Genomic DNA, 20201 nt, shown 5'->3' with positions numbered 1-20201 from the left:
TTTTAATATTTAGGTGTAAACCCTTATCATTCGCCGCACGAGCTTTGCGCGCGCACTCACTCACTTCGGCACCCGAGCGCGTTTCCATCCACTCAACACAAGCCCCTGTCCGGATGATGAACCGTAGCAAGTCCCACTCGACATCGCCGCGCTGGTCGACCCGGCTGCGCTCGGTCGTCACTGCGGTCTACCGCAAGCGTCCGGTGTGGATGGTGTCGTTCGCGGCGAGCGAGGCGAGTCTGTCGGAGGGTTTGAGGGCGGCGTGCGCGTCGACGGCGATGCTCGCGCTCGGCAACCTGCTGCACGATCCGGTGTTCGCGTGGGCCGCGATCGGCGCGTTCTGGACCTGCCTCGCCGATGCCGCCGGCTCGAACCGCGCGCGCTTCATGTCGATGATGGGTTTCGCGCTGCTCTCGACGCTGTGCGGCGGCATCACCGCGTTCGCGTCCGCCGCGGGCGCCGGGTTCGCCGTGCTGGCGATGCTCGCGTTCACCACGCTCGGCGCGTTCGGGCGCATCTGGGGCGCGGCCACCTCGCAAGTGACGATCCTCGCGGCGACCGCCTGCGTCGTGATGGTCGACCGGCCGATGCACGACGCGCGCGCGGGCGTCGCGTTTCTCGGCGTGTATCTGGCGGGCTGCCTGTTTGCGATCGTGCTGAGTCTGACGGTGTGGCGCATTCATCCGTTCGGCGCGAGCCGCGCATCGCTGCGCGCGGTCTATCTGCGTCTCGCCGACATGGCATTCGATAACGCGCGTCTGGTCGGCGCACGTGCTGCGCCGCGCGAATGGGCCACGCATGCCGCGCGCTTTCGCGCCGATGCGCGCGCGTCGCTCGAACGTTCGCGCGATGCGCTCGCGAGCGTGCCCGCATCGAAAGCGGGCGGGGCGGCTGTCTACGATACGCTGCTCGGCTTGTTGACCGATGGCGAGGCGTTGTTCGCGTATCTGATCGCGGTATCGGGCGCGGGCGAGAAAGTGCCCGACGATCCGCGCCGAACGCGCCGCGCGGCGCGTCTGCTCAACGCGATCGGCGAGGTGCTCAGCGACATCGGCAGCGCGACCGGCGACGCGCGTTGGGAACGTCTCGGGGAGCCGCAGGCGCGTTTGCGGCGTCTTGCGCATCGGCTAGAAGGCGCATTGCTCGAACCGGTCAAGTTGCAATCCGGTTTCGAGCTCGTCGATTTCGCGCCGCGTGAGGTGCACGTCGAGACGTGGAGCGCGTGCGTCGCGCGTTATACGGCGCGCGCGTGGTCGACGCTGAAGGCGAACCTGTCGTGGCAGTCGGTCGGCTTGCGCCATGCGGCGCGTGTCGGCGTGACGACGACGGCGGGCTTCATCGTGATTCGCGTGCTCGGTCTGCCGTTCGGCTATTGGGCCACGATGGCGACGCTGCTGATCCTGCAGCCGTCGATTGCCGCGACGTGGCCGCGCAGCATCGAGCGCGCGGCGGGTAGCATCGTCGGCGGGGTGCTCGCGGCGGCGATCGGCTATGCGATTCACTCGCCGCTCGGCATCTCGCTCGCGGTGTTCCCGCTCGTGATGGCGACGATGGCGCTGCGCCCCGTCAGCTACAGCCTGTTCGTGCTGTTCCTGACGCCGGCCTTCGTGCTGGTCGCCGACTTCGCGACGCCGGGCGCCAACGAGTTGGCGTTCGCGCTGACGCGGCTCGGCAACAACGTGCTCGGCTGTATGCTCGCACTACTCGCGACGTTCCTGTTATGGCCGACGCGCGAGAAGCTCGATCTGCGGGTCTTTCTCGGCAACGCGGTGCGCGCGAATCTCGCGTATCTGCGCGCGGCGCTCGAAGCGCCGCGGCACAGCGGCAAGGAGATCGAGCAATTGCGCCGCGCGGCGGGTCTCGCCAGCAACAACGCGGAAGAAGCGATCGGCCGCGCGCGCCTCGAAAAACTCGAGGACTCGATAGCCGATACCGTGACGCTGACCGTGCTCAGTCTGCTGCGCCGGATGGCCGGCACCGCGACGCAGTTGCGCCTCACCGCGACGCGTCGCGACATGCATGGCGAACTCGACGACTGGGTCGTGGCGATGAGCGCGGCGATCGAGGCCGCGTTGAACCGGACCCGTCGGCCGGTGCGACTCGAATTGCCCGCGCGCGAGCAGTTGACCTCGCTGGAGGCGGATGTGGTGGGTGAACTCGCGCGCGTGCATCGGCTGTTGACGGAGAGGATGCGCGAGGCGAGGGGATAGCGCGCCTTAGCCGGCGTCTTCGCCGTCTTCGTCCACAGTGTCGATCGCCACGACCGGCAACACCGACTGCAGCGTCAACCCCCCCGCCGCCAGTGCCCGCTTATCCGCCGGCGCGAGCCGCTTGACCCAATACTCGGCGCTCGACGCGCTCGAGCGGTCCGCCAGCTCGAACGATGCGAGGATCCGCACCGGCTTGCGCGAGCGCGTATAACGCGCGCCCGTGCCGCTCACGTGTTTGTCGAAACGGGCAGCGACGTCGGTTGCGATGCCGGTATAGACGCTGCCGTCCGAGCATTCGAGCAGATAGAGAAACCACGCCATGACCGCGTTTCTAGCCTTTGAACGGATTGTGATCGCGCAGCTCGTCCACGTACGCGTGGATGCTGTTCTTTTCGTTATCGAGGAAATGGCCGACCGCATCGGCGAAGGCGGGATGCGCGAGCCAATGCGTCGAGCGCGTCACCGTCGGCAGAAAGCCGCGCGCCATCTTGTGTTCGCCCTGCGCGCCGCCTTCGAACGCGCCCAGCTTTTCTTCGATGCAGAATTCGAGCGGCTGATAGTACGCGGTTTCGAAGTGCAGACACGGCACGTGTTCGAGCGCGCCCCAGTAGCGGCCGTATAACGTGCCGCCGGTTTTCTCGTCGCGCTGATAGACGACGAGCGAGCTGGCGATCGGCTTGCCCTCGTATTCGGCGATCACGAGCAGCAGATTCTCAGGCATCGAGGCGCCGATCATGCGGAAGAAATCGAGGTTCAAATACGGACTCGAAAAATGCTCGCGATAGGTCTGCCGATAGCACTTGCTGAAGAAGCGCCAGTCGGCATCCTTGATGTCTTCGCCGCGAATCCTTCGCATCGTGATGCCGGCGTCGCGCACCTTGCGACGCTCGGCGCGGATGTTCTTGCGTTTTTTCTGTTCGAGCGTCGAGAGGAAATCTTCGAAGTCGCGATAGCCGTCGTTGAGCCAGTGAAACTGCACGCCCTCGCGTTGCATCATGCCGATATCGGTGAGCGCGTCCGCTTCGCTTTGAGTCGGAAACAGCACATGCAGCGACGACACCTCGGCCTGCTCGGCGAACGCCATCAGCGTGGCCGCGAGATGGCGCAACGCGTGAGTGTTCGCCGACAGCAGCCGGTTGCCCTGCACCGGCGTGAACGGCACCGCGCACAGCAGTTTCGGATAGTAGGCGAGCCCGTTGCGCTTGTACGCATCGGCCCAGGCCCAGTCGAACACGTACTCGCCGTACGAGTGACCCTTCAGATAGACGGGCGCCGCCGCCGCGAGCTTGCCCGTGCGCGCGTCGGTCAGCGTGACGAATTGCGGCGCCCAACCGGTGTCGGGAACCGCGCATTGCGTCGCGTGGAGCGCGCTCAGAAACTCGTGCCGCAGAAACGGCGTGGCCTGCGGCTGCGCGGCGAGAAGGGCGTTCCACTCGGCGGCGTCCACCTCGGAGGGCGACGCCAGAATGCCCGTGCGATAATCGATACGTAGCTGGTTCAATCTGCTTGACTGTTTGCAATGACCGGCGCGGCGCTGTGAAGATGAAGCGGCTGCGTCGTTCGTTGAGTTCGTTTATCCGGTTTGTCCACTTCCGTCGAGCCATCGAGCCGCGGTACCCGCGAGCCGTGAAGGCTTGCCTGTCGATCCTGCCATGAAGACCCGAATCGCTCTTGCTCAAATCAATGTCACTGTCGGCGACTTCGCCGGCAACGTCGCAAAGATCGTCGCCGCCGCGCGCGCCGCGCACAGCGACGGTGCGAAGCTGCTGGTCGCGCCTGAACTCGCGCTGTCGGGTTATCCGCCCGAAGACCTGCTGCTGCGCCCCGCGTTCTATACCGCGAGCGCGGCCGCGCTGGCCGATCTCGCCGCACAACTGAAGCCGTTCGCGGGTCTGCATGTGATCGTCGGTCATCCGCTGCGCGACGCGACGGACAACCTGGCGAACGGCCATGGTAATGCAAACGCGCCGATCGAGCGCGGCGTGCCGCCGGTCGATACGTTCAACGCGGCGTCGCTGATCGTCGACGGCGAAGTGAAGGGCACCTATCGCAAGCAGGATTTGCCGAACACCGAGGTGTTCGACGAGAAGCGCTACTTCGCAGCCGACCCGCAGCCGTTCGTGTTCGAACTCGACGGGCTCAAGTACGGCGTCGTGATCTGCGAGGACGCATGGCATGCGTCGGCCGCGCAGATGGCGAAGGCCGCGGGCGCCCAGGTGCTGCTGATTCCCAACGGCTCGCCGTTTCACGTGAACAAGGAAGCGGTGCGCTTCGACATCCTGCGCGCGCGGATTCGCGAGACCGGTATTCCGATGGTCTACGTGAACATGGTCGGCGGCCAGGACGAGCTCGTGTTCGACGGCGGTTCGTTCGTGCTCGACGCGCAGGGCGAGCTGGTCGCGAAGCTCGCGCAGTTCGAGGAAGCCACGGCCATCGTCGAGTTCGACAACGGCACGCCGCTGCCGGCAGCGATCGCGCCGGAACAGTCGACCGAAGCGCAGGTGTACGCGGCGCTCGTGACGGGTGTGCGCGACTACATCGGCAAGAACGGTTTTCCCGGTGCCTTGATCGGTCTGTCGGGCGGGGTCGATTCGGCGCTCGTGCTGGCCGTTGCATGCGATGCGCTCGGCGCCGACAAGGTGCGCGCCGTGATGATGCCGTCGCGCTACACGGCCGACATCTCCACCACCGACGCCGCCGAAATGGCACGCCGCGTCGGCGTGCGCTACGACGAGATCGCGATCGCGCCGATGTTCGACGCGTTCCGTGGTTCGCTCGCCGAAGAGTTCGCGGGCCGCGCCGAAGATGCGACCGAGGAGAACATCCAGGCGCGCATCCGCGGCACCTTGCTGATGGCGCTGTCGAACAAGTTCGGCTCGATCGTGCTGACCACGGGCAACAAGAGCGAAATGGCGGTCGGTTACTGCACGCTGTACGGCGACATGGCCGGCGGTTTCGCGGTGATCAAGGACATCGCGAAGACGCTCGTGTACCGGTTGTGCCGCTATCGCAACGCGGCCACCACGTTTGCGACGCGCGACGTGATCCCCGAGCGCATTCTGACCCGCGCGCCTTCGGCGGAGCTGCGCGAGAACCAGACCGACCAGGACAGCCTGCCCGAGTACGAAGTGCTCGACGCGATCATGCGCATGTACATGGAAGAGGACCGTTCGCTCGCGGAGATCATTGCCGCGGGCTACGCGGTCGACGACGTGAAGCGCGTCACGCGCCTGATCAAGATCAACGAATACAAGCGCCGTCAGGCACCGATCGGCATTCGCGTCACGCATCGCGCGTTCGGCCGCGACTGGCGTTATCCGATCACGTCGCGCTACACCGAGCCGGTGGAGTAAAACACGACACGCGCGCCGATGCCGCAATGCAACCGGCGCGGCGTAGAATAAAAATCATCCTTCTCCTTTCCACTCTGCTTATCACGAGACGAGGTTCGCCATGAAGCGCATCACCGCAGTCATCAAACCGTTCAAACTCGACGAAGTGCGCGAGGCGCTCGCGGAAGTCGGCCTCACCGGCCTGACCGTGACCGAGGTCAAGGGCTTTGGCCGCCAGAAGGGGCATACCGAGCTCTATCGTGGTGCAGAGTATGTGGTCGACTTTCTGCCGAAGGTGAAGATCGAAGTCGTGGTCGCGGACAGTCAGTGCGATCAGGTAATCGATGCGATCATCGGCGCGGCGCGCACCGGCAAGATCGGCGATGGCAAGATCTTCGTCGCGGAGGTCGAGCGCGTGATCCGTATCCGCACCGGCGAAGAGAACGAAGCCGCGGTATAAGCCGGCGCAAAGACGCACCGGCCCTGTGCGCGCAGTGACCTGAAAAACGCGCGCCCAATAAAAAACGGTGCAATACCCTTGCGGGCATTGCACCGATACGCGCCTCTCGCAGCAGCGTGAAAAAGATTCTCTTGGAGAAATCTGCGTTACGCCCCGAAGGAGATCGCCTCGGGGCCACACCCATCGATTAGAACGAGTGCTGGATACCTGCGTACACGCCGGTTTGACCCTTGCCTTGCAGCGGGTTGTCCGTCGCCGGGGCGTAGCCCGCATTGTTCGCATTCAGACCATAGTTAGCCGTCTTGCTGTTCGACACCCCAGCAACCTGGATGTCCAGCAGCGTGCGCTTGGACAGGTTGTACGAGCCACCGACCGTGTAGATCGTCGCGTTGCCCGCGCCATTGTTGCCGTTCACGTGGTACACCGCAGCAATCAGCGCCGCTGCCGGCGTTGCTTGCCACGTCACACCGCCCCATTCGTGATCGAGGGTAGTCGGCTGGCCAGGCAAGACGCCGGTAGCACCCGCCGAACGGACCGCCTGGTAAGCGCCCTGAATCTTGAACTGGCCGAGGAAGACGTTGAACATCGCCGAGTATTCGCGCGATGCCGCGAATACGCCGTTGCTGGTGTTAGCCGTATTGATGCCGCCGTTGGCAATCGGGCCGCCCCACAGGCCGCCGTTCGTCGGGTTGCGGATTTCGTCGTACATGCCGCGGATCTGGAACAGCGAGGTCGTGTAGGTGACCTGCGCGCCAGCTTCGCGACCTTGCGGCGTCGTGCCGTTACCGTTCCAGCTCGTCGCATTCGACAGCGCGTATTGGCCGTAGAAGTCAAAGCCTGCGATCTTCGGCGACTGGTACGCGAAGTTGTTGCTCGACTGCGGCCAGTTGCGGCCACGCACCAGCGACGCCGACGACCAGTTCGACTGACCGAACGGGTCGAAGTCCCACACGCCGTTCGAGATGAAGAGCATGCGACCCAACGTGAACGTACCGTACTGCGCGTTCGACATACCGATCGTTGCCCAGCGATTGAAGAGACCGCCGCCGCCAGGACCCGCGCCCGTCATCGTGTTGAACGAGCCTTCCAACTGGAACAGGACCTTGTTGCCGCCACCGATGTCCTCGACACCCTTCATGCCCCACAGGCTGGTACCCCAGTCACCGCTTTCCGCTTTCCAGCGGCTCGAGTTTTGGGTAGCGGCGCCGTTGGCGTTCAGAGGCGACGCACTCGGAACACCGGACATGTACTCGATGCCCGCATCGAGGCGGCCATACAGCGTGACGCTGCTCTGAGCGTGTGCAACAACGCCGGCCGACATCAGCGCAGCGGCGAGCAAAGCTTTCTTCATCTTCTCCTCCATACCCTGTCAAAAAAAGAAACCCAGTACTGCGAGTGGTGTTCGGACGCGATCAACGCCGAACAGGAAGCGGTACCAGGGGAGAGTGGCGGGTGGATAGGGTCTCCTGCCGTGACATGTAGCCTTCAGGCTATCTCTGCGTCATGCCGATCCCTCGCCGACCGGTTCTCCTCTGCTTTGAAGTGAAACTACTTTTAATCAACTTTGTTTTGCTACTTTGGTTACTAATTTATCAAAAATAACTTTAGGTGGGAGAAGAAATTGGTACCGTCCACAGGGGGTGTCGCCAAATTGCAATACGAATGTGGGTCCGGACCCGGAGCGAACCCTCGGGAATACGCGCAAAGCCTTGTCCAGCAAGGGAATCAGGGCTTGGGAGCGGTCGCATTAAGGATTGTCACTATTGACGTGACAAAAGTGGCAGGGTAGGGCGGAAATGTGGCCTGGATGGCCTTTTTGGCGGGGTTTTCGGCGTATTTTCGTGGTTCGAATGGCCGGCCGGACGCGCGCGGTAAAAACGAAAAAGGCGCCCGTAAGCGCCTTGTAAAACTACATCGACTACATTTTCGATGCGATTTGCATCTAAAGTCGCGGGTAATTTTATTATTTGAGACTGCCCGAAAGGAATTGCTTCAAACGTTCGCTTTTCGTGTTCCTGAACACTTCGTCGGGATGGCCTTCTTCTTCGACGCGGCCCTGGTGCAGGAACATCACGTGGTTCGAGACGTTGCGCGCGAAACCCATTTCGTGGGTCACGACGATCATCGTGCGACCTTCCTCGGCGAGCTTCTGCATCACCTTCAGCACTTCGCCGACGAGTTCCGGGTCGAGCGCCGAGGTCGGTTCGTCGAATAGCATCACGTCCGGATGCATCGCGAGCGCCCGCGCAATTGCGACACGTTGCTGCTGGCCGCCCGACAGATGCGACGGATACTGCTTCTCGAGACGCGGCGCGAGGCCGACCTTCTCCAGATATTCGCGCGCGCGATCCTCGGCTTCCTTGCGTTTCAGGCCGAGCACATGGACCGGCGCCTCGATGATGTTCTCGAGCACGTTCATGTGCGACCACAGATTGAAGTGCTGGAACACCATCGACAGCTTCGTGCGCACGCGCTGCAACTGTTTCGGGTCCGACACGCGCAACGCGCCGTCTTTGGCGATCTGCGTACGCACTTCCTCCCCGTCGACGAAAATGCGCCCCGCGTTCGGCTGTTCGAGGAAGTTGATACAGCGCAGCATCGTGCTCTTGCCCGAGCCGGACGAACCGATCACGCTGATCACGTCGCCGGCATTGGCTTTCAGCGACACGCCCTTCAGGACTTCGTTGTCGCCGTACTTTTTGTGAAGCTCGTCGACGAAGAGCTTCTGCTTCTTGGAATTCATCAGGATCCTTAACGAGCTTGCTTGTCCAGAGACGCGCAGTTACTTGCCTTGCGGCCGCAGGTAAGCGAGCCAGCGACGCTCGGCGCGGCGGAACAGCCACACGAGCGCGAAAGAAATGCAGAGATACAGCAGTGCGGCGATGCCGAACGCGTTGAACGACTGATACGTCGCGGAGTTCACGTCGCGCGCGATCTTCAGGATGTCCGGCACCGTGGCCGTGAACGCGACGGTGGTCGCGTGCAGCATCAGGATCACTTCGTTGCTGTAGTAGGGCAGTGCGCGGCGCAGCGCCGACGGCAGAATCACGCGCCGGTACAGCGTGAACGACGACATGCCGTACGCGCGCGCCGCTTCGATCTCACCGTACGGGGTCGCCTTGATCGCCCCCGCGAAGATCTCGGTGGTGTACGCGCAGGTATTCAGCGTGAACGCGAGCAGCGTGCAATGCATGCCGTCGCGGAAGAACGCATTGGTCAGCTCGTTGTTGCGGATGATCTCGAGGCTATAGAGACCCGTGTAGCACAGCAGCAGCTGCACATAGAGCGGCGTGCCGCGGAAGATATATGTATACAGCCACACGAGGCCCGCGAGCCATTTCTTCTTCGACACGCGCGCGACCGAGAGCGGCACCGACAGACAGAAGCCGAGCCCGATCGACACGACCAGCAGCCACAACGTGATCGCGACGCCGGTGAAGCGGTAGCCGTCGCTGAACAGGTAGTTGCGCCAATATTGCTGAATGATCTCGATCATAGGTCCGCCTTTCGCACGCCGGTCGAGTAACGCTTTTCGAGGTACATCAGCACGAAGTTCGACACTGTGGTGATGACGAGATAGATCGCCCCTGCTAGCAGGGTGAAGAAGAAGAACCGCAGCGTGCCCTTGCCGGCGTCCTGCGAGGCCTTGACGACGTCGGCGAGACCGATGATCGACACCAGCGCGGTCGCCTTGACCATCACCTGCCAGTTATTGCCGATGCCCGGCAGCGCGAAGCGCATCATCTGCGGGAACATCACGCGCGAGAACACCTGCCAGCTCGTCATGCCGTAGGCCGCGCCCGCTTCGAGCTGGCCGCGCGGCACCGCGATAAACGCGCCGCGGAAGGTCTCGGTGAAGTACGCGCCGTAGATGAAGCCGAGCACCGCGACGCCGGCCACGAACGGGTCGATGTCGATCTGCTCCCAGCCCAACGCGTCGGTCAGGTTGTTCAGCCAGATCTGGATGCTATAGAACAGCAGCAGCATCAGCACGAGATCGGGCACCCCGCGCACGAGCGTCGTGTACACGGTGCCGATGCCGTTCGACAGGCGGTTCTTCGACAATTTCGCCGCCGCGCCGAGCAGGCCGAGCAGGAAAGCCAGCGCGAGCGAGAACACCGCCAGCTTGACGGTTTGCCAGGTGCCGCTGAGGAGCAGCGGGCCGTAGCCTTGAAGGAACATAGGAGGTCCTTGACGACGCGCTGTTCGCGCACCGCGAAAGACGCGGCCCGCGTTGCGCCGCGTCGGCGGCGCACAGCGTGCCGCTGTGCAAATCATGCTGCAAAAACGTTGGCGTTCCTGCAGCGCGCTTTTGGGACTTTCGTCTCGGATTGTTTTGAATCTACTGCCGGATGCTGCCCGCTACCACTGTTACTGCCGCCGGCTTGCACCGGCCTGCTACTCAGTATCCTGCCCGTTTCGCTCAACGGCCAGGATAAATGTCGAAGTCGAAGTACTGTTTCTCGAGCTTTTTGAACGTGCCGTCCTGATGAACCTCGGCGAGCGCCTGGTTGAACTTCGCCTTCAGGTCGGCATCGCCCTTGCGCAGGCCGATCGCGGTGCCTTCGCCGATCGTTTTCGGATCTTTCACGTCCGGGCCGGCCCAGGCGAAGCCCTTGCCGCGCGGCGTCTTCAGGAAGCCGGCGTCGGCTTGCATTTCGTCCTGCAGCGCGGCGTCGAGACGGCCCGACGCGAGATCCGCATACACCGCGTCCTGATTCTGGTACGACACGACGACCACGCCCTTCGGTTCCCACCACGCCTTCGCGTACTGCTCCTGGGTCGAACCCTGCTCGACGCCGACGCGCTTGCCTTTTAGCGATTCAGGGGTGGGCAGAAGCGGCGAACCGGTCTTCGCAATCATGCGGGCGGGCGCGTCGAACAGCTTGTCGGAGAAGTCGATCTGCTCGCGGCGCTTGTCGGTGACGCTCAGCGAAGAAATGATCGCGTCGAATTTGCGCGCCTTCAGCGCTGGAATGATGCCGTCCAGATCCTGCGCGACCCATATGCACTTCACGTTCATCTTCGCGCACAGCGCGCGGGTCAGGTCGGCATCGAAACCGACGATGTCGCCGCTAGGCGCCTTCGATTCGAACGGCGGATAACTGGCGTCGACCCCGATGCGCACCGTTTTCCATTCTTTCGCCATCGCGCCGGTGGCCATGACTGCCAGAGCCACGCACAGTGCGAACTTCTTCATGTTTCTCCTGAATCAAACTGATCGTCGTGATGATTCCACTCGACGAACGCCGGCTGGGAGCCGACGGTCGCTATTCTAGGTGGTCAAAATTGCCGTGCCGCTGGGATGTTGCCGCGCCCTGATGGTCCTTGCGCCGGCGGTTCGACCGACGCGGCGCGCTGATCGGGCGCGTTCGGTGCTTGCCGGGCACGCCTCGCACGGGTGTCGCGGGGGCTGAAGTCCGTCGGGCGCCGGTTGCGGCCGCTGCGGCGAGGCTCGCCGGCCGGTCCTGCACGTCCTGTGGGACGTCCATCCGTCTTGAAAAGCGCGGTATTTTACCCGAAGAGCGGCAAGGTGCCAGTGCGGGACGGCAGCGAGCGGCGAGACGCCGCGCCGGGCGTTGTGCGTGCGCGACGCCGGCGCGGTTTTGCGGGCGCCGGGCTGCCGGGCGCCGGGCTTCCGGGCGTCGGACTTTCGGGCGGCGGACCTCCGGGCGCCGCGCCGCGCGGACATCACACCCGCCGGTCGCACCGGGCGCGATTGCATACACCGATGGAACGCTCCGGTGCGGTCGCGCACGATTGTTAAGTGGGCGTGCAGCCCCTACATTCCCGGCATCGCTCTGATTGTTGACTTACCGGGAGATTTTCCATGTTCGAGATTCGCCGTTCCGAAGAACGTGGCCACGCCAACCACGGCTGGCTCGACTCGTATCACAGCTTCTCGTTTGCCGATTACCGCGACCCGCAGCACGTGCACTTCGGGCCGTTGCGCGTGATCAACGAAGACCGCATCGCCGGTGGCCAGGGCTTCGGCACGCATGGGCATCGCGACATGGAGATCGTGACGTATGTGCTCGAAGGCGCGCTCGCCCACCGCGACAGCATGGGCAACGGCTCGACGATCCGTCCCGGCGACGTGCAGCGCATGAGCGCGGGCACCGGCGTGCAGCATAGCGAGTTCAACGCGTCGCGCGATGAGCCCGCGCATCTGCTGCAGATCTGGATCATTCCGCGTCGCGCGGGCGACCAGCCCGGCTACGAGGAAAAGCGTCTCGACGCCGACAGCAAGCGCGGTTGCCTGCGCGTGATCGCCTCGCCCGACGGCCGCGACGGTTCGGTGACGATTCATGCGGACGCGTCGATCTACGCCGGGCTGTTCGACGGCGCCGAACAGGCGACGTTCGCGCTGCCGGCGGGACGCCTCGCCTATGTGCACGTCGCGCGCGGCACGCTGAGCGTGAACGGCACGGTGCTCGAAGCGGGCGATGCCGCGAAGCTCAGCGACGTCGACACCGTGACGCTGGAGAAGGGCGACAACGCGGAAGTGCTGCTGTTCGATCTGGGTCAGTTGAACGGTTGATCCGCGCGGGCCGCGTAGCAAGCGGCCAGCGCCCAAACACCGCGCCCAAACACCGCGCCCAACAAAAACGCCACGGAAAACCTCTTCCGTGGCGTTTTTCCATTCGCGAGACGCCCTCCCTGGTACGCCTCGCGGCCGCATCGCGCCGCTTACTGGTTGGCGGCCGGCGCCGATGCCGCGCCCTGATGATGCTCCCAGCGCTCGCGCATCTTCTCGTGACGCTGCTCCATCCGCGCGACGCGCTGCTTCAGCGCCGTGCTGACGGTGGTCTTCTGCTGGTCGTTCAGGCCGTTATAGAACTTGAGCCAGGCGTCGGTGGTTTGCTGACGCAGTTGCGCGTCCTTCTGCTCGATCTGCTGATGCGTCGCGGCCATCGCGTTCAGATCGAGGATGGGCTGCTGCTGGGCGGCCTTGAACTGATCGTGAGCCTGCTTGTGGTTGGCGCGCATCGCTTCGTGGTTCTGCTTCATCGTATCGAGCGCGTTTTGCCAGAGCTTTTCCTGATCCGCGTTCAGCTTCAGCTGGTCGTGGAGTTGGGTCAGTTCCTTCATGAAGTGGCCGTGCCAGCCGCCGGGGCCGCTGTGCTCGTGCCCGGCCGGTTGAGCGGCATAAGCGGCGCCCGCGCCGATGGCGAGAGCGGTGGCAGCAACGGCGAGAACGCGCGACATCTTTTTGGTGGACATATGAGGCTCCTTGTAATGGAATAGCCGACGATGCAACCGGTCGTTGGACTGCCTGCACTCGGTAAGCCGAAGCGTAGAGAACCGCGCGCGCCGCTGTGTTACGCACCCGGATGCGGCTATTACCAGCAATTACGTGCGCCTTTCACCGTAACACCCGGTAACCCTTGAGGCGGTTCGGAAAACGAAAACCCTTTCTGCTGAGCGTTAAACTTCATTCCATGGCTACTCAAATCCTGGTTGTCGACGACGACGTCGAATTGCGCGATCTGTTGCGCGACTATCTCGCCCGTCAGGGCATCGAAGTTTCGGTGCTGCACGACGCGGGCTCGCTCGAACGGCGCCTCGAACGCGAGCGTCCCGACCTCATCGTGCTGGACCTGATGATGCCCGGCGTGGACGGCCTCACCGCCCTGCGCAAGCTGCGCGCGTCGGGCGACGATATCCCCGTCATCATGCTGACCGCGCGCGCCGACGACGTCGACCGGATCGTCGGTCTCGAACTCGGCGCGGACGATTACCTCGGCAAGCCGTTCAATCCGCGCGAACTGCTGGCGCGCGTGCAGGCGGTGTTGCGCCGGCGCCGTACGCTGCCGTCGGCGGCCGCCCCCGAGCAGCGCGAGCCGTTCAACTTCGGCCGCTTCACGCTGGATTTCCAGTCGCGCACGCTGCATCTGGAAGACAAGCCGCTGACGCTGTCGGGCAGCGAGTTCGCGCTGCTGAAGATTTTCGTCAATCACCCCATGCGCACGCTCACGCGCGAGCGCCTGCTGGAACTGCTGCACGGTCCCGAGTACGACGGCACCGATCGCGGCATCGACGTGCAGGTGTGGCGACTGCGCCGCATTCTCGAAACCGATCCGTCCACGCCGCGCTTCATCCAGACGGTGCGCGGCCGCGGTTACGTGTTCGTGCCGGACGGCGAGCAGCATGCGCCGGCCCATTGATTCGCTGTTCGGGCGGCTCGCGCTGCTCGTCGTCGCAGTGCTGATGCTGTCGCATTTCGCGTGGTATGCGCTGATGCGGCTCGAACGCTCGCAACTGCAAACGCGCTATGCGGTCGAGGAAGCGACCTTCCTCGTCGACGCGGTGCGTCAGCACGTCGCCCGCACCCCGGATCAACCCTTGCCGTCGCGCGTGAAGCTCGTCGACCCGTCGAGCAACGACGTCCCGGCGGCGAACTCGAACATGCCGGCGCCGCTCGAGCGTTTCGTCGAGGATGTGCGCGACCGCATGCCGGCCGGCACCCAGGTGCGCGTCGGTCCGCCGGGTGGCCCGCCCACGCTGTGGGTGCGCGCCGCGACCGACCAGAACTGGATCGTCGTACCGGTGCAGCCGTTGCGCATGCCGCGCTCGCTCGACCGCACGGTGCTATGGCTCGCCATCATCTTCTCGTTCGCGGTGATGGCGGCACTGTTCGCCGCGTGGGCGTTGCAGCAGCCGCTGCGCTCGCTCGCCCAGGCGGTCACGCGCTTCGGTCGCGGGCTGCCGGTGCCGCCGGTGCCCGAACGCGGCCCGCGCGAGTTGCGCCAACTCACGCACGGCTTCAATCAGATGGTGCAGGAAGTCGCGCGCACCGAGCACGATCGCGCGGTGATGCTGGCCGGTGTCGCGCATGACTTGAAGACGCCGCTCGCGCGACTGCGGCTGCGCGCAGAAATGATGGACGACGCGAAGACGCGCGACGGCGTCGTGCGCGATGTCGATTCGATGACGCATATCGTCGAGCAGTTTCTCGTGTTCGCGCACGACGGTGGGGACCGTAGCGAACCGGTGGAAGTGGATGCGCAGTGCGAGCGTGTCGTGCGCAGCTATCGGGCGGTGGCCGCCGGCGCGACGACTGTGCAGACCGAGCTGAACGCGGGGCCGTCCTTCCTGTTGCCCGCCGCCACGCTCGACCGGATCCTCTCGAACCTGCTCGATAACGCGCATGCGTATGGTGCGCCGCCGGTGATCGTCGCGACCGCGCGCACGTCGCAGGGCTTTACGCTATCAATTAGCGACAACGGCAAGGGCATCGCCGCGCAGGATCTGATCAACGCGAGCCGGCCGTTCGTGCGGCTCGATCCGGCACGCGGCGGCAACGGCCATAGCGGGCTCGGTCTCGCGATCGTCGAACGGCTCGTGCGGCGCGCGGGCGGGGAATGGGAAATCGGCAATCATGGCGGCCGCGGCTTGCGGGTGCTGATGAGCTTTCCGTTCGAAGTGCTGCCGCGGGCCGCGGCGGCCTCGGAAAACGCCTGGTAAAAGCCGGGGTGTTCGAATCGCGATGCGGGCGAGGAGCGTCGGCATCGCGAGCGGGGACAGGTCAGTCCGAAAACAGTGTATTCAAAGCGTTCGCCGTTTCGCTATCGACGGTATTCCACGTCACCGTCTCCGCTTCGAAAATATAGTGCGTCGTATATTTGCCGAGTCGCGCCAGTATTTCCTCCTGAATCAGTTCCGGCGCGACCTCCAGTTTCAGATACCACGCGGTCGACGACAGACGCGTCTGAAACGCGCCGTATTCGGCGAGCAGATGGTCGAATGCATCAGCGTCCTGATCGCGACAGACGATCACCAGGTTTCCCTTCATGCGAATCTCCCGTTAGAGCGGTAGTGACAATCCAATATCAGGATCGATGATACCTGCTTCGTTGCGGGAAGCTCGCCGTCGTTTCCGCGCGGGCCGGATGTCGGCGTGGGTGGGTAGAGCAGAGGGGGCTATCGTCGCGCTTCGCGTGCTTCGGCGAGCGCCAGCGCGTCACCAGCGCGTCACCAGGCGTTCACCGCCGTGCGCGTGGGCGGCGCGGTGTCGTCGGGCGGTAGCGCTTCGGTGCGGTCGCGGCCGCCCGTCTTCGCTGCATACAGCGCGGTATCGGCGCGGCTCATGACGCGCTCGGGCAGATCGTCGGGCGACAGCACCGTGATGCCGATGCTCACGCTGAGCCCCGCCGCAGCCGGCAGCTTCGGCGAGGGTGTCGCTTTCAGGCGCAGCCGCAGACGCTCGACCACCTCGCGCCCGGCCGCGAGATCGGTGGCCGGCAGCAGCAGGCCGAACTCCTCGCCGCCGAGCCGGCCGATCGCGTCGGAGCCGCGCAGCTCGGCGCGGCACGTATCGACGAAATGTTCGAGCGCATGGTCGCCGGTGGCATGGCCGAAGCGGTCGTTGATCTGCTTGAAGTGATCGAGATCGGCGATCGCCATGCACAGCGGCTCGCGGCCCGCATGCGCGCGATCGATCTCGCGGCGTAACAGATCGAGGAAATAGCGCCGAGACAGCGCGCCGGTCAGCGCGTCGTGCCGCGCCTCCGCCGACAGCAGCGTATTGGCCGACTGCAACTGCTCGGCGAGATCGCGGGTCGCGCGATGGTGGCGCCGCTCGCGCACGTAAGACACGGTGATCACCCAGGCGAGCGCGACGGTGCCGGCCAGCGTCAGGAACACCAGCAGATGATCGCGCTTGTGGTTGCGCAGCAGTTCCGGCCACGCAGCGAGCGGGTCGACCAGATGCGCGGAGAGCCCCGAGTTCAGGCCGCCACGGTTCTGATAGAGCGCCGGGGCCGGCTGTTCGATCATGCCGAACAGCTGCGCGGCGACCGACGCCGGCACCCACGGCGCCTGCTCGCGCACCTCGGTGTCTTCGCGGATCAGCAGGTCGGGGAAGGTCTCGCGTCGATAGATGATGCGCCGCTCGGCGGTGCTCATCTGCGTGACGCGCGAACTCGGCAGCGCATGGCCTTCGAGCGCGCTGTTGTGCGCCATGATGATGACGCCGTTGTCGTCGGAGACGAAGGTGCCCGCGTGGGCGACCCAGTGGCGCAACCGCGCGATGCCGACCTTCGCGACGACCGCGCCGACCAGCAGCCCGTCCGAGTACACCGGCGCGGCGATGAAAATGCCCGGCTCGCCGCTCGAGCGTCCCACGCCGTAGGCTTCGGCGAACGCGCCCGTCAGCGCATTGGTCAGATAGCCGCGTGCCCGCATGTCCACGCCGACGAACGACTGCTGTCCGCCATCCGGGGTCGACACCGTGCTGCTCGAGGCGACGCAGATGCCGTTCGCGTTGACGATCCAGACCTGATCGAGCCCGGAGAAGCCCTGCGCTTCGTGCAGGAACTTGCTGACCGCGACCATCTGCGGATCCTTCAGCAAGGCGGCGCGCAGGGCGGGTTCCGCCGCCTCGCTGTTCGCGGCATAATTCTGCGACTGGACCAGGGCGCGCTGGATTATGTCCATTTCGGCCATGGTTGCGGGGATGGCGCGGGACATCGCGAGGTCGCTGGCGATCACTTCCGCCATGTTGTCGACGATCGACGAGGACATTTGCCGCTGCGTGTGCAACGCCGCGTCCAGCTCTTGCTGTACCATCCGGTCCGCGACCATGCCAGCCACGAACCAGCAAACCAGAACGATCAGCACGAAGCTGACCGGCCCGGCTACCTGGCGCAAGGTTGTCCTGTTCATCGACCCTCTGATCCGTCTGGCTGTGACATGCAACTTGTTCATTTGTGGCAGCGCGCTTGCGCTGTGCCGGCGCCTGCGCCGGCCGCGTTTTCGTCCCCTCACCGGCGGCGTGCGTTGCGCTGTCGCCTGGGCCGGGGATGAACCGCTGATAAACAGGTACGTCGTTTCCCGATTTTAACCGCCGCGGGGCGCGGCGCCACCGTTATTGCTGGGATGCCGCCTGCATATGTCGCGCCGATCAGATTCTTAACGGCAGCCGCGCGGCTTTCTTGATAGCTGTCCGGGCAGATGGGGCGATTGAGCCGGGACGGCCGAGGTAGCGCGCTGATGTGGCTTGCGCGCCACGCCGCGTGACGGCGGTGTGACGTGTCACGCGGAAGTACGCACGAGGAGGGTACAGTGCGTCGCGGCGACCTGAACGGGGCTTGCTGAAGCCTTACGCCCAGGCCTCGCGGCGCTGTATTGCAATTTGCGACGAAAGGTTGTGCCTGAAACATAGGATGGTGTAGTGTCGTGCCGTCCAAAACGAGGAAAGCCCGCCAGCCCTCGGGCGGCGCCCGTGGCGACGGAAATCCGGCGAGATGGTTGAGGTCCTGGGCGATTCGTCCATGAACATCTCTAGCGCCGGCCAAGTGTCGCCAACGCTAACGATTTACCACGCAAGCGCGTTTTGCCATGCCTGATTTCCGCTTTCCGGACCGATCCATAGACCGCCGCGTGGCACACGCGGCCTCCTTCGAGCGTTCGAATGCCCGTTTCAAGAAGGAGGGCATCTGATGGATATCAGCTTCAACCTGAAGCGCACCGCCAATGCATCGGCATGGCGCGTGTTGCCCAATCGCTGGGACTTCGTCGCGTTCCCGCTGATCATCTGTCTGCTCGCGATGGCGTCGATCGGCTTTCACGAGACGCTCGCGCCAATGTCGACGTTGAAGACCCAGGCGATCTCGCTCGATCCGTCGAACCTGCCCGAGTACGCGATGCGCACCACGCTACGCATGCTCGCGGCGATGGTCGCGTCGCTGATCTTCACGCTCGTGTACGGCACGCTGGCCGCCAAAAGCCGCCGCGCCGGCATGGTGCTGGTGCCGATTCTCGACATCCTGCAGTCGGTGCCGGTGCTCGGCTACATATCGTTTACGGTCACGTTCTTCCTCGCGCTGTTCCCGGGCCGCGTGCTCGGCGCCGAACTCGCCGCGATCTTCGCGATCTTCACGAGCCAGGCGTGGAACATGACGTTCAGCTTCTATCAGTCGCTGCGCACGGTGCCACGCGATCTCGACGAAGTGTCGCGCGGCTTTCATCTGACTTCATGGCAGCGCTTCTGGAAGCTCGAAGTGCCGTTCTCGATGCCGGGCCTGATCTGGAACATGATGATGTCGATGTCGGGCGGCTGGTTCTTCGTCGTGGCGTCGGAAGCGATTACGGTCGGTAACCGGACGATTACGCTGCCGGGCATCGGCGCGTATCTGGCGCAGGCGATCAGCGACAAGAACCTGCACGCGATCGGCTGGGTGATCCTCGCGATGACGGTCGTGATTCTCGCCTACGACCAGTTTCTGTTCCGCCCGCTCGTCGCGTGGGCCGACAAGTTCCGCATGGAGACCACGAGCTCGGGCGATGCGCCGGAATCGTGGTTGCTCGATCTGATCCGCCGCACGCGTCTGATTCACCGGCTGCTCGTGCCGCTCGGCTGGATGTTCGCGCGTGCGGCGCGCGTGCGCTTCCAGCTGCCGGCGTTCAGCGCGCCGCGCTTTCAGATCCCGATGCGAGAGAAGAACTCGAAGCTCGGCGACATGATCTGGGCGGCCATCGTGCTGCTCGTCACGGTGTATGTGGTGTACCGCGTCTTTCTCTATGTGCGCACCGGCGTGTCGATGGACGAGGTCGGCCATGTATTCGTGCTCGGTCTGATCACGCTGCTGCGGGTGGTGCTGCTGATCGCGATCGCGTCGCTGATCTGGGTGCCGGTCGGCGTGCTGATCGGCCTGCGCCCGGCGCTCGCCGAAAAGGTCCAGCCGCTCGCCCAGTTCCTCGCCGCGTTCCCGGCGAACCTGCTGTTCCCGGTGTTCGTGATCGTGATCGTGCGCTTTCATCTGAACCCGGACATCTGGCTGTCGCCGCTGATCGTGCTCGGCACGCAGTGGTATATCCTGTTCAACGTGATTGCCGGTGCAAGCTCGTATCCGAACGACTACCGCGAGGCCGCCAAGAATTTCCACATTCGCGGCTGGCAGTGGTGGCGTCAGGCGATGCTGCCGGGCATTTTCCCGTACTACGTGACTGGCGCGATCACCGCGTCGGGCGGCGCATGGAACGCGAGCATCGTCGCCGAGTTCGTGCAGTGGGGCGACACCAAGGTCGCCGCGCACGGTCTCGGCGCCTATATCGCGCAGACCACCGCGGCGGGCGACTATCCGAAGATCATCGTGGGCATCGCCGTGATGTCCCTGTTCGTGACCCTGTTCAACCGTCTGCTGTGGCGTCCGATGTACGCCTACGCCGAAGGCAAGCTCCGTCTAGATTGAGAAA

At 64.4% G+C, this 20201-nt stretch carries 17 protein-coding genes; 7 read left to right on the top strand and 10 right to left on the bottom strand.

Features of this window, described 5'->3' with window-relative positions; all coding sequences use genetic code 11:
- Window positions 1–113: 113 nt before the first annotated feature.
- On the top strand, window positions 114–2210 hold the full coding sequence (locus CI15_RS09335) for an FUSC family protein (RefSeq protein WP_062126777.1): 2097 nt from the start codon (window positions 114–116) through the stop codon (window positions 2208–2210).
- A 6-nt stretch (window positions 2211–2216) separates the two neighbouring features.
- Here CI15_RS09335 and CI15_RS09330 read toward each other — a convergent pair whose 3' ends face one another.
- Entirely contained in the window at window positions 2217–2531 is a 315-nt protein-coding gene (locus tag CI15_RS09330; protein WP_062126774.1) for a GIY-YIG nuclease family protein, read from the bottom strand.
- 10 nt (window positions 2532–2541) lie between these two features.
- The gene (locus CI15_RS09325) at window positions 2542–3711 is read right to left on the bottom strand and encodes a GNAT family N-acetyltransferase (RefSeq protein ID WP_062126771.1); all 1170 of its coding nucleotides are present in this window, start codon (window positions 3709–3711) and stop codon (window positions 2542–2544) included.
- A 151-nt stretch (window positions 3712–3862) separates the two neighbouring features.
- Here CI15_RS09325 and CI15_RS09320 point away from each other — a divergent pair, with 151 nt between their 5' ends.
- A complete protein-coding gene (locus CI15_RS09320) occupies window positions 3863–5563 on the top strand; it encodes an NAD+ synthase (protein ID WP_062126768.1) in 1701 nt (566 codons plus the stop codon).
- Window positions 5564–5663: 100 nt separating this feature from the next.
- The gene (gene glnK, locus CI15_RS09315) at window positions 5664–6002 is read left to right on the top strand and encodes a P-II family nitrogen regulator (RefSeq protein WP_062126765.1); all 339 of its coding nucleotides are present in this window, start codon (window positions 5664–5666) and stop codon (window positions 6000–6002) included.
- 187 nt (window positions 6003–6189) lie between these two features.
- Here glnK and CI15_RS09310 read toward each other — a convergent pair whose 3' ends face one another.
- The 5 genes from CI15_RS09310 to CI15_RS09290 all read right to left on the bottom strand — a co-directional run bounded on the left by CI15_RS09310 (window position 6190) and on the right by CI15_RS09290 (window position 11202).
- Window positions 6190–7353 carry a porin gene (locus CI15_RS09310; RefSeq protein ID WP_062126762.1) on the bottom strand — a complete coding sequence of 388 codons (1164 nt, stop codon included), beginning with the start codon at window positions 7351–7353 and terminating at the stop codon, window positions 6190–6192.
- 612 nt (window positions 7354–7965) lie between these two features.
- On the bottom strand, window positions 7966–8745 hold the full coding sequence (locus CI15_RS09305; protein ID WP_062126759.1) for an ABC transporter ATP-binding protein: 780 nt from the start codon (window positions 8743–8745) through the stop codon (window positions 7966–7968).
- 39 nt (window positions 8746–8784) lie between these two features.
- On the bottom strand, window positions 8785–9498 hold the full coding sequence (locus CI15_RS09300; RefSeq protein ID WP_062126756.1) for an ABC transporter permease: 714 nt from the start codon (window positions 9496–9498) through the stop codon (window positions 8785–8787).
- A complete protein-coding gene (locus CI15_RS09295) occupies window positions 9495–10184 on the bottom strand; it encodes an ABC transporter permease (RefSeq protein WP_062126754.1) in 690 nt (229 codons plus the stop codon). Before CI15_RS09295 ends, CI15_RS09300 begins: the two co-directional genes overlap by 4 nt.
- A 241-nt stretch (window positions 10185–10425) precedes the next feature.
- Window positions 10426–11202, bottom strand: a complete 777-nt coding sequence (locus CI15_RS09290; RefSeq protein ID WP_062126751.1) for an ABC transporter substrate-binding protein — start codon at window positions 11200–11202, stop codon at window positions 10426–10428.
- Window positions 11203–11832: 630 nt separating this feature from the next.
- Here CI15_RS09290 and CI15_RS09285 point away from each other — a divergent pair.
- Window positions 11833–12543, top strand: a complete 711-nt coding sequence (locus tag CI15_RS09285; RefSeq protein WP_062126749.1) for a pirin family protein — start codon at window positions 11833–11835, stop codon at window positions 12541–12543.
- A 149-nt stretch (window positions 12544–12692) separates the two neighbouring features.
- On the opposite strand, the gene CI15_RS09280 is transcribed toward CI15_RS09285, so the two are convergent.
- Window positions 12693–13226 carry a Spy/CpxP family protein refolding chaperone gene (locus CI15_RS09280; protein WP_062126747.1) on the bottom strand — a complete coding sequence of 178 codons (534 nt, stop codon included), beginning with the start codon at window positions 13224–13226 and terminating at the stop codon, window positions 12693–12695.
- 218 nt (window positions 13227–13444) lie between these two features.
- Here CI15_RS09280 and CI15_RS09275 point away from each other — a divergent pair, with 218 nt between their 5' ends.
- Both CI15_RS09275 and CI15_RS09270 read left to right on the top strand, forming a co-directional pair.
- Complete coding sequence (locus CI15_RS09275) at window positions 13445–14170, top strand: response regulator (protein ID WP_012432166.1); 726 nt, start codon at window positions 13445–13447, stop codon at window positions 14168–14170.
- On the top strand, window positions 14154–15470 hold the full coding sequence (locus CI15_RS09270) for an ATP-binding protein (protein WP_062126745.1): 1317 nt from the start codon (window positions 14154–14156) through the stop codon (window positions 15468–15470). Before CI15_RS09275 ends, CI15_RS09270 begins: the two co-directional genes overlap by 17 nt.
- A 61-nt stretch (window positions 15471–15531) precedes the next feature.
- Here the strand turns inward: CI15_RS09270 and CI15_RS09265 are convergent, their stop codons facing one another.
- Window positions 15532–15798: a hypothetical protein gene (locus tag CI15_RS09265; protein ID WP_062126742.1), complete on the bottom strand. Its 267-nt coding sequence runs from the start codon at window positions 15796–15798 to the stop codon at window positions 15532–15534.
- A gap of 179 nt (window positions 15799–15977) precedes the next feature.
- Window positions 15978–17669 (bottom strand): sensor domain-containing diguanylate cyclase, encoded by a 1692-nt coding sequence (locus CI15_RS09260; RefSeq protein ID WP_062126737.1) that lies wholly within the window; start codon window positions 17667–17669, stop codon window positions 15978–15980.
- 776 nt (window positions 17670–18445) lie between these two features.
- Here CI15_RS09260 and CI15_RS09255 point away from each other — a divergent pair.
- Entirely contained in the window at window positions 18446–20197 is a 1752-nt protein-coding gene (locus CI15_RS09255) for an ABC transporter permease (protein ID WP_062126734.1), read from the top strand.
- Window positions 20198–20201: the final 4 nt, after the last annotated feature.

The sequence above is a fragment of the Paraburkholderia monticola genome, from assembly GCF_001580545.1.
GTDB classification, from domain to species: Bacteria; Pseudomonadota; Gammaproteobacteria; order Burkholderiales; family Burkholderiaceae; genus Paraburkholderia; species Paraburkholderia monticola.
The sequence above is the reverse complement of the archived record's forward strand: the minus strand, read 5'-3'. Positions and strand labels throughout refer to the sequence as shown.

What these genes read in the sequence shown, in the direction of transcription:
- CI15_RS09335 (WP_062126777.1), top strand. Translation starts at nt 114, where the DNA reads ATGATGAACCGTAGCAAGTCCCACTCGACATCGCCGCGCTGGTCGACC.
- CI15_RS09330 (WP_062126774.1), bottom strand. Translation starts at nt 2,531, where the DNA reads ATGGCGTGGTTTCTCTATCTGCTCGAATGCTCGGACGGCAGCGTCTAT.
- CI15_RS09320 (WP_062126768.1), top strand. Translation starts at nt 3,863, where the DNA reads ATGAAGACCCGAATCGCTCTTGCTCAAATCAATGTCACTGTCGGCGAC.
- glnK (WP_062126765.1), top strand. Translation starts at nt 5,664, where the DNA reads ATGAAGCGCATCACCGCAGTCATCAAACCGTTCAAACTCGACGAAGTG.
- CI15_RS09310 (WP_062126762.1), bottom strand. Translation starts at nt 7,353, where the DNA reads ATGAAGAAAGCTTTGCTCGCCGCTGCGCTGATGTCGGCCGGCGTTGTT.
- CI15_RS09305 (WP_062126759.1), bottom strand. Translation starts at nt 8,745, where the DNA reads ATGAATTCCAAGAAGCAGAAGCTCTTCGTCGACGAGCTTCACAAAAAG.
- CI15_RS09300 (WP_062126756.1), bottom strand. Translation starts at nt 9,498, where the DNA reads ATGATCGAGATCATTCAGCAATATTGGCGCAACTACCTGTTCAGCGAC.
- CI15_RS09295 (WP_062126754.1), bottom strand. Translation starts at nt 10,184, where the DNA reads ATGTTCCTTCAAGGCTACGGCCCGCTGCTCCTCAGCGGCACCTGGCAA.
- CI15_RS09290 (WP_062126751.1), bottom strand. Translation starts at nt 11,202, where the DNA reads ATGAAGAAGTTCGCACTGTGCGTGGCTCTGGCAGTCATGGCCACCGGC.
- CI15_RS09285 (WP_062126749.1), top strand. Translation starts at nt 11,833, where the DNA reads ATGTTCGAGATTCGCCGTTCCGAAGAACGTGGCCACGCCAACCACGGC.
- CI15_RS09280 (WP_062126747.1), bottom strand. Translation starts at nt 13,226, where the DNA reads ATGTCCACCAAAAAGATGTCGCGCGTTCTCGCCGTTGCTGCCACCGCT.
- CI15_RS09275 (WP_012432166.1), top strand. Translation starts at nt 13,445, where the DNA reads ATGGCTACTCAAATCCTGGTTGTCGACGACGACGTCGAATTGCGCGAT.
- CI15_RS09270 (WP_062126745.1), top strand. Translation starts at nt 14,154, where the DNA reads ATGCGCCGGCCCATTGATTCGCTGTTCGGGCGGCTCGCGCTGCTCGTC.
- CI15_RS09265 (WP_062126742.1), bottom strand. Translation starts at nt 15,798, where the DNA reads ATGAAGGGAAACCTGGTGATCGTCTGTCGCGATCAGGACGCTGATGCA.
- CI15_RS09260 (WP_062126737.1), bottom strand. Translation starts at nt 17,669, where the DNA reads ATGAACAGGACAACCTTGCGCCAGGTAGCCGGGCCGGTCAGCTTCGTG.
- CI15_RS09255 (WP_062126734.1), top strand. Translation starts at nt 18,446, where the DNA reads ATGGATATCAGCTTCAACCTGAAGCGCACCGCCAATGCATCGGCATGG.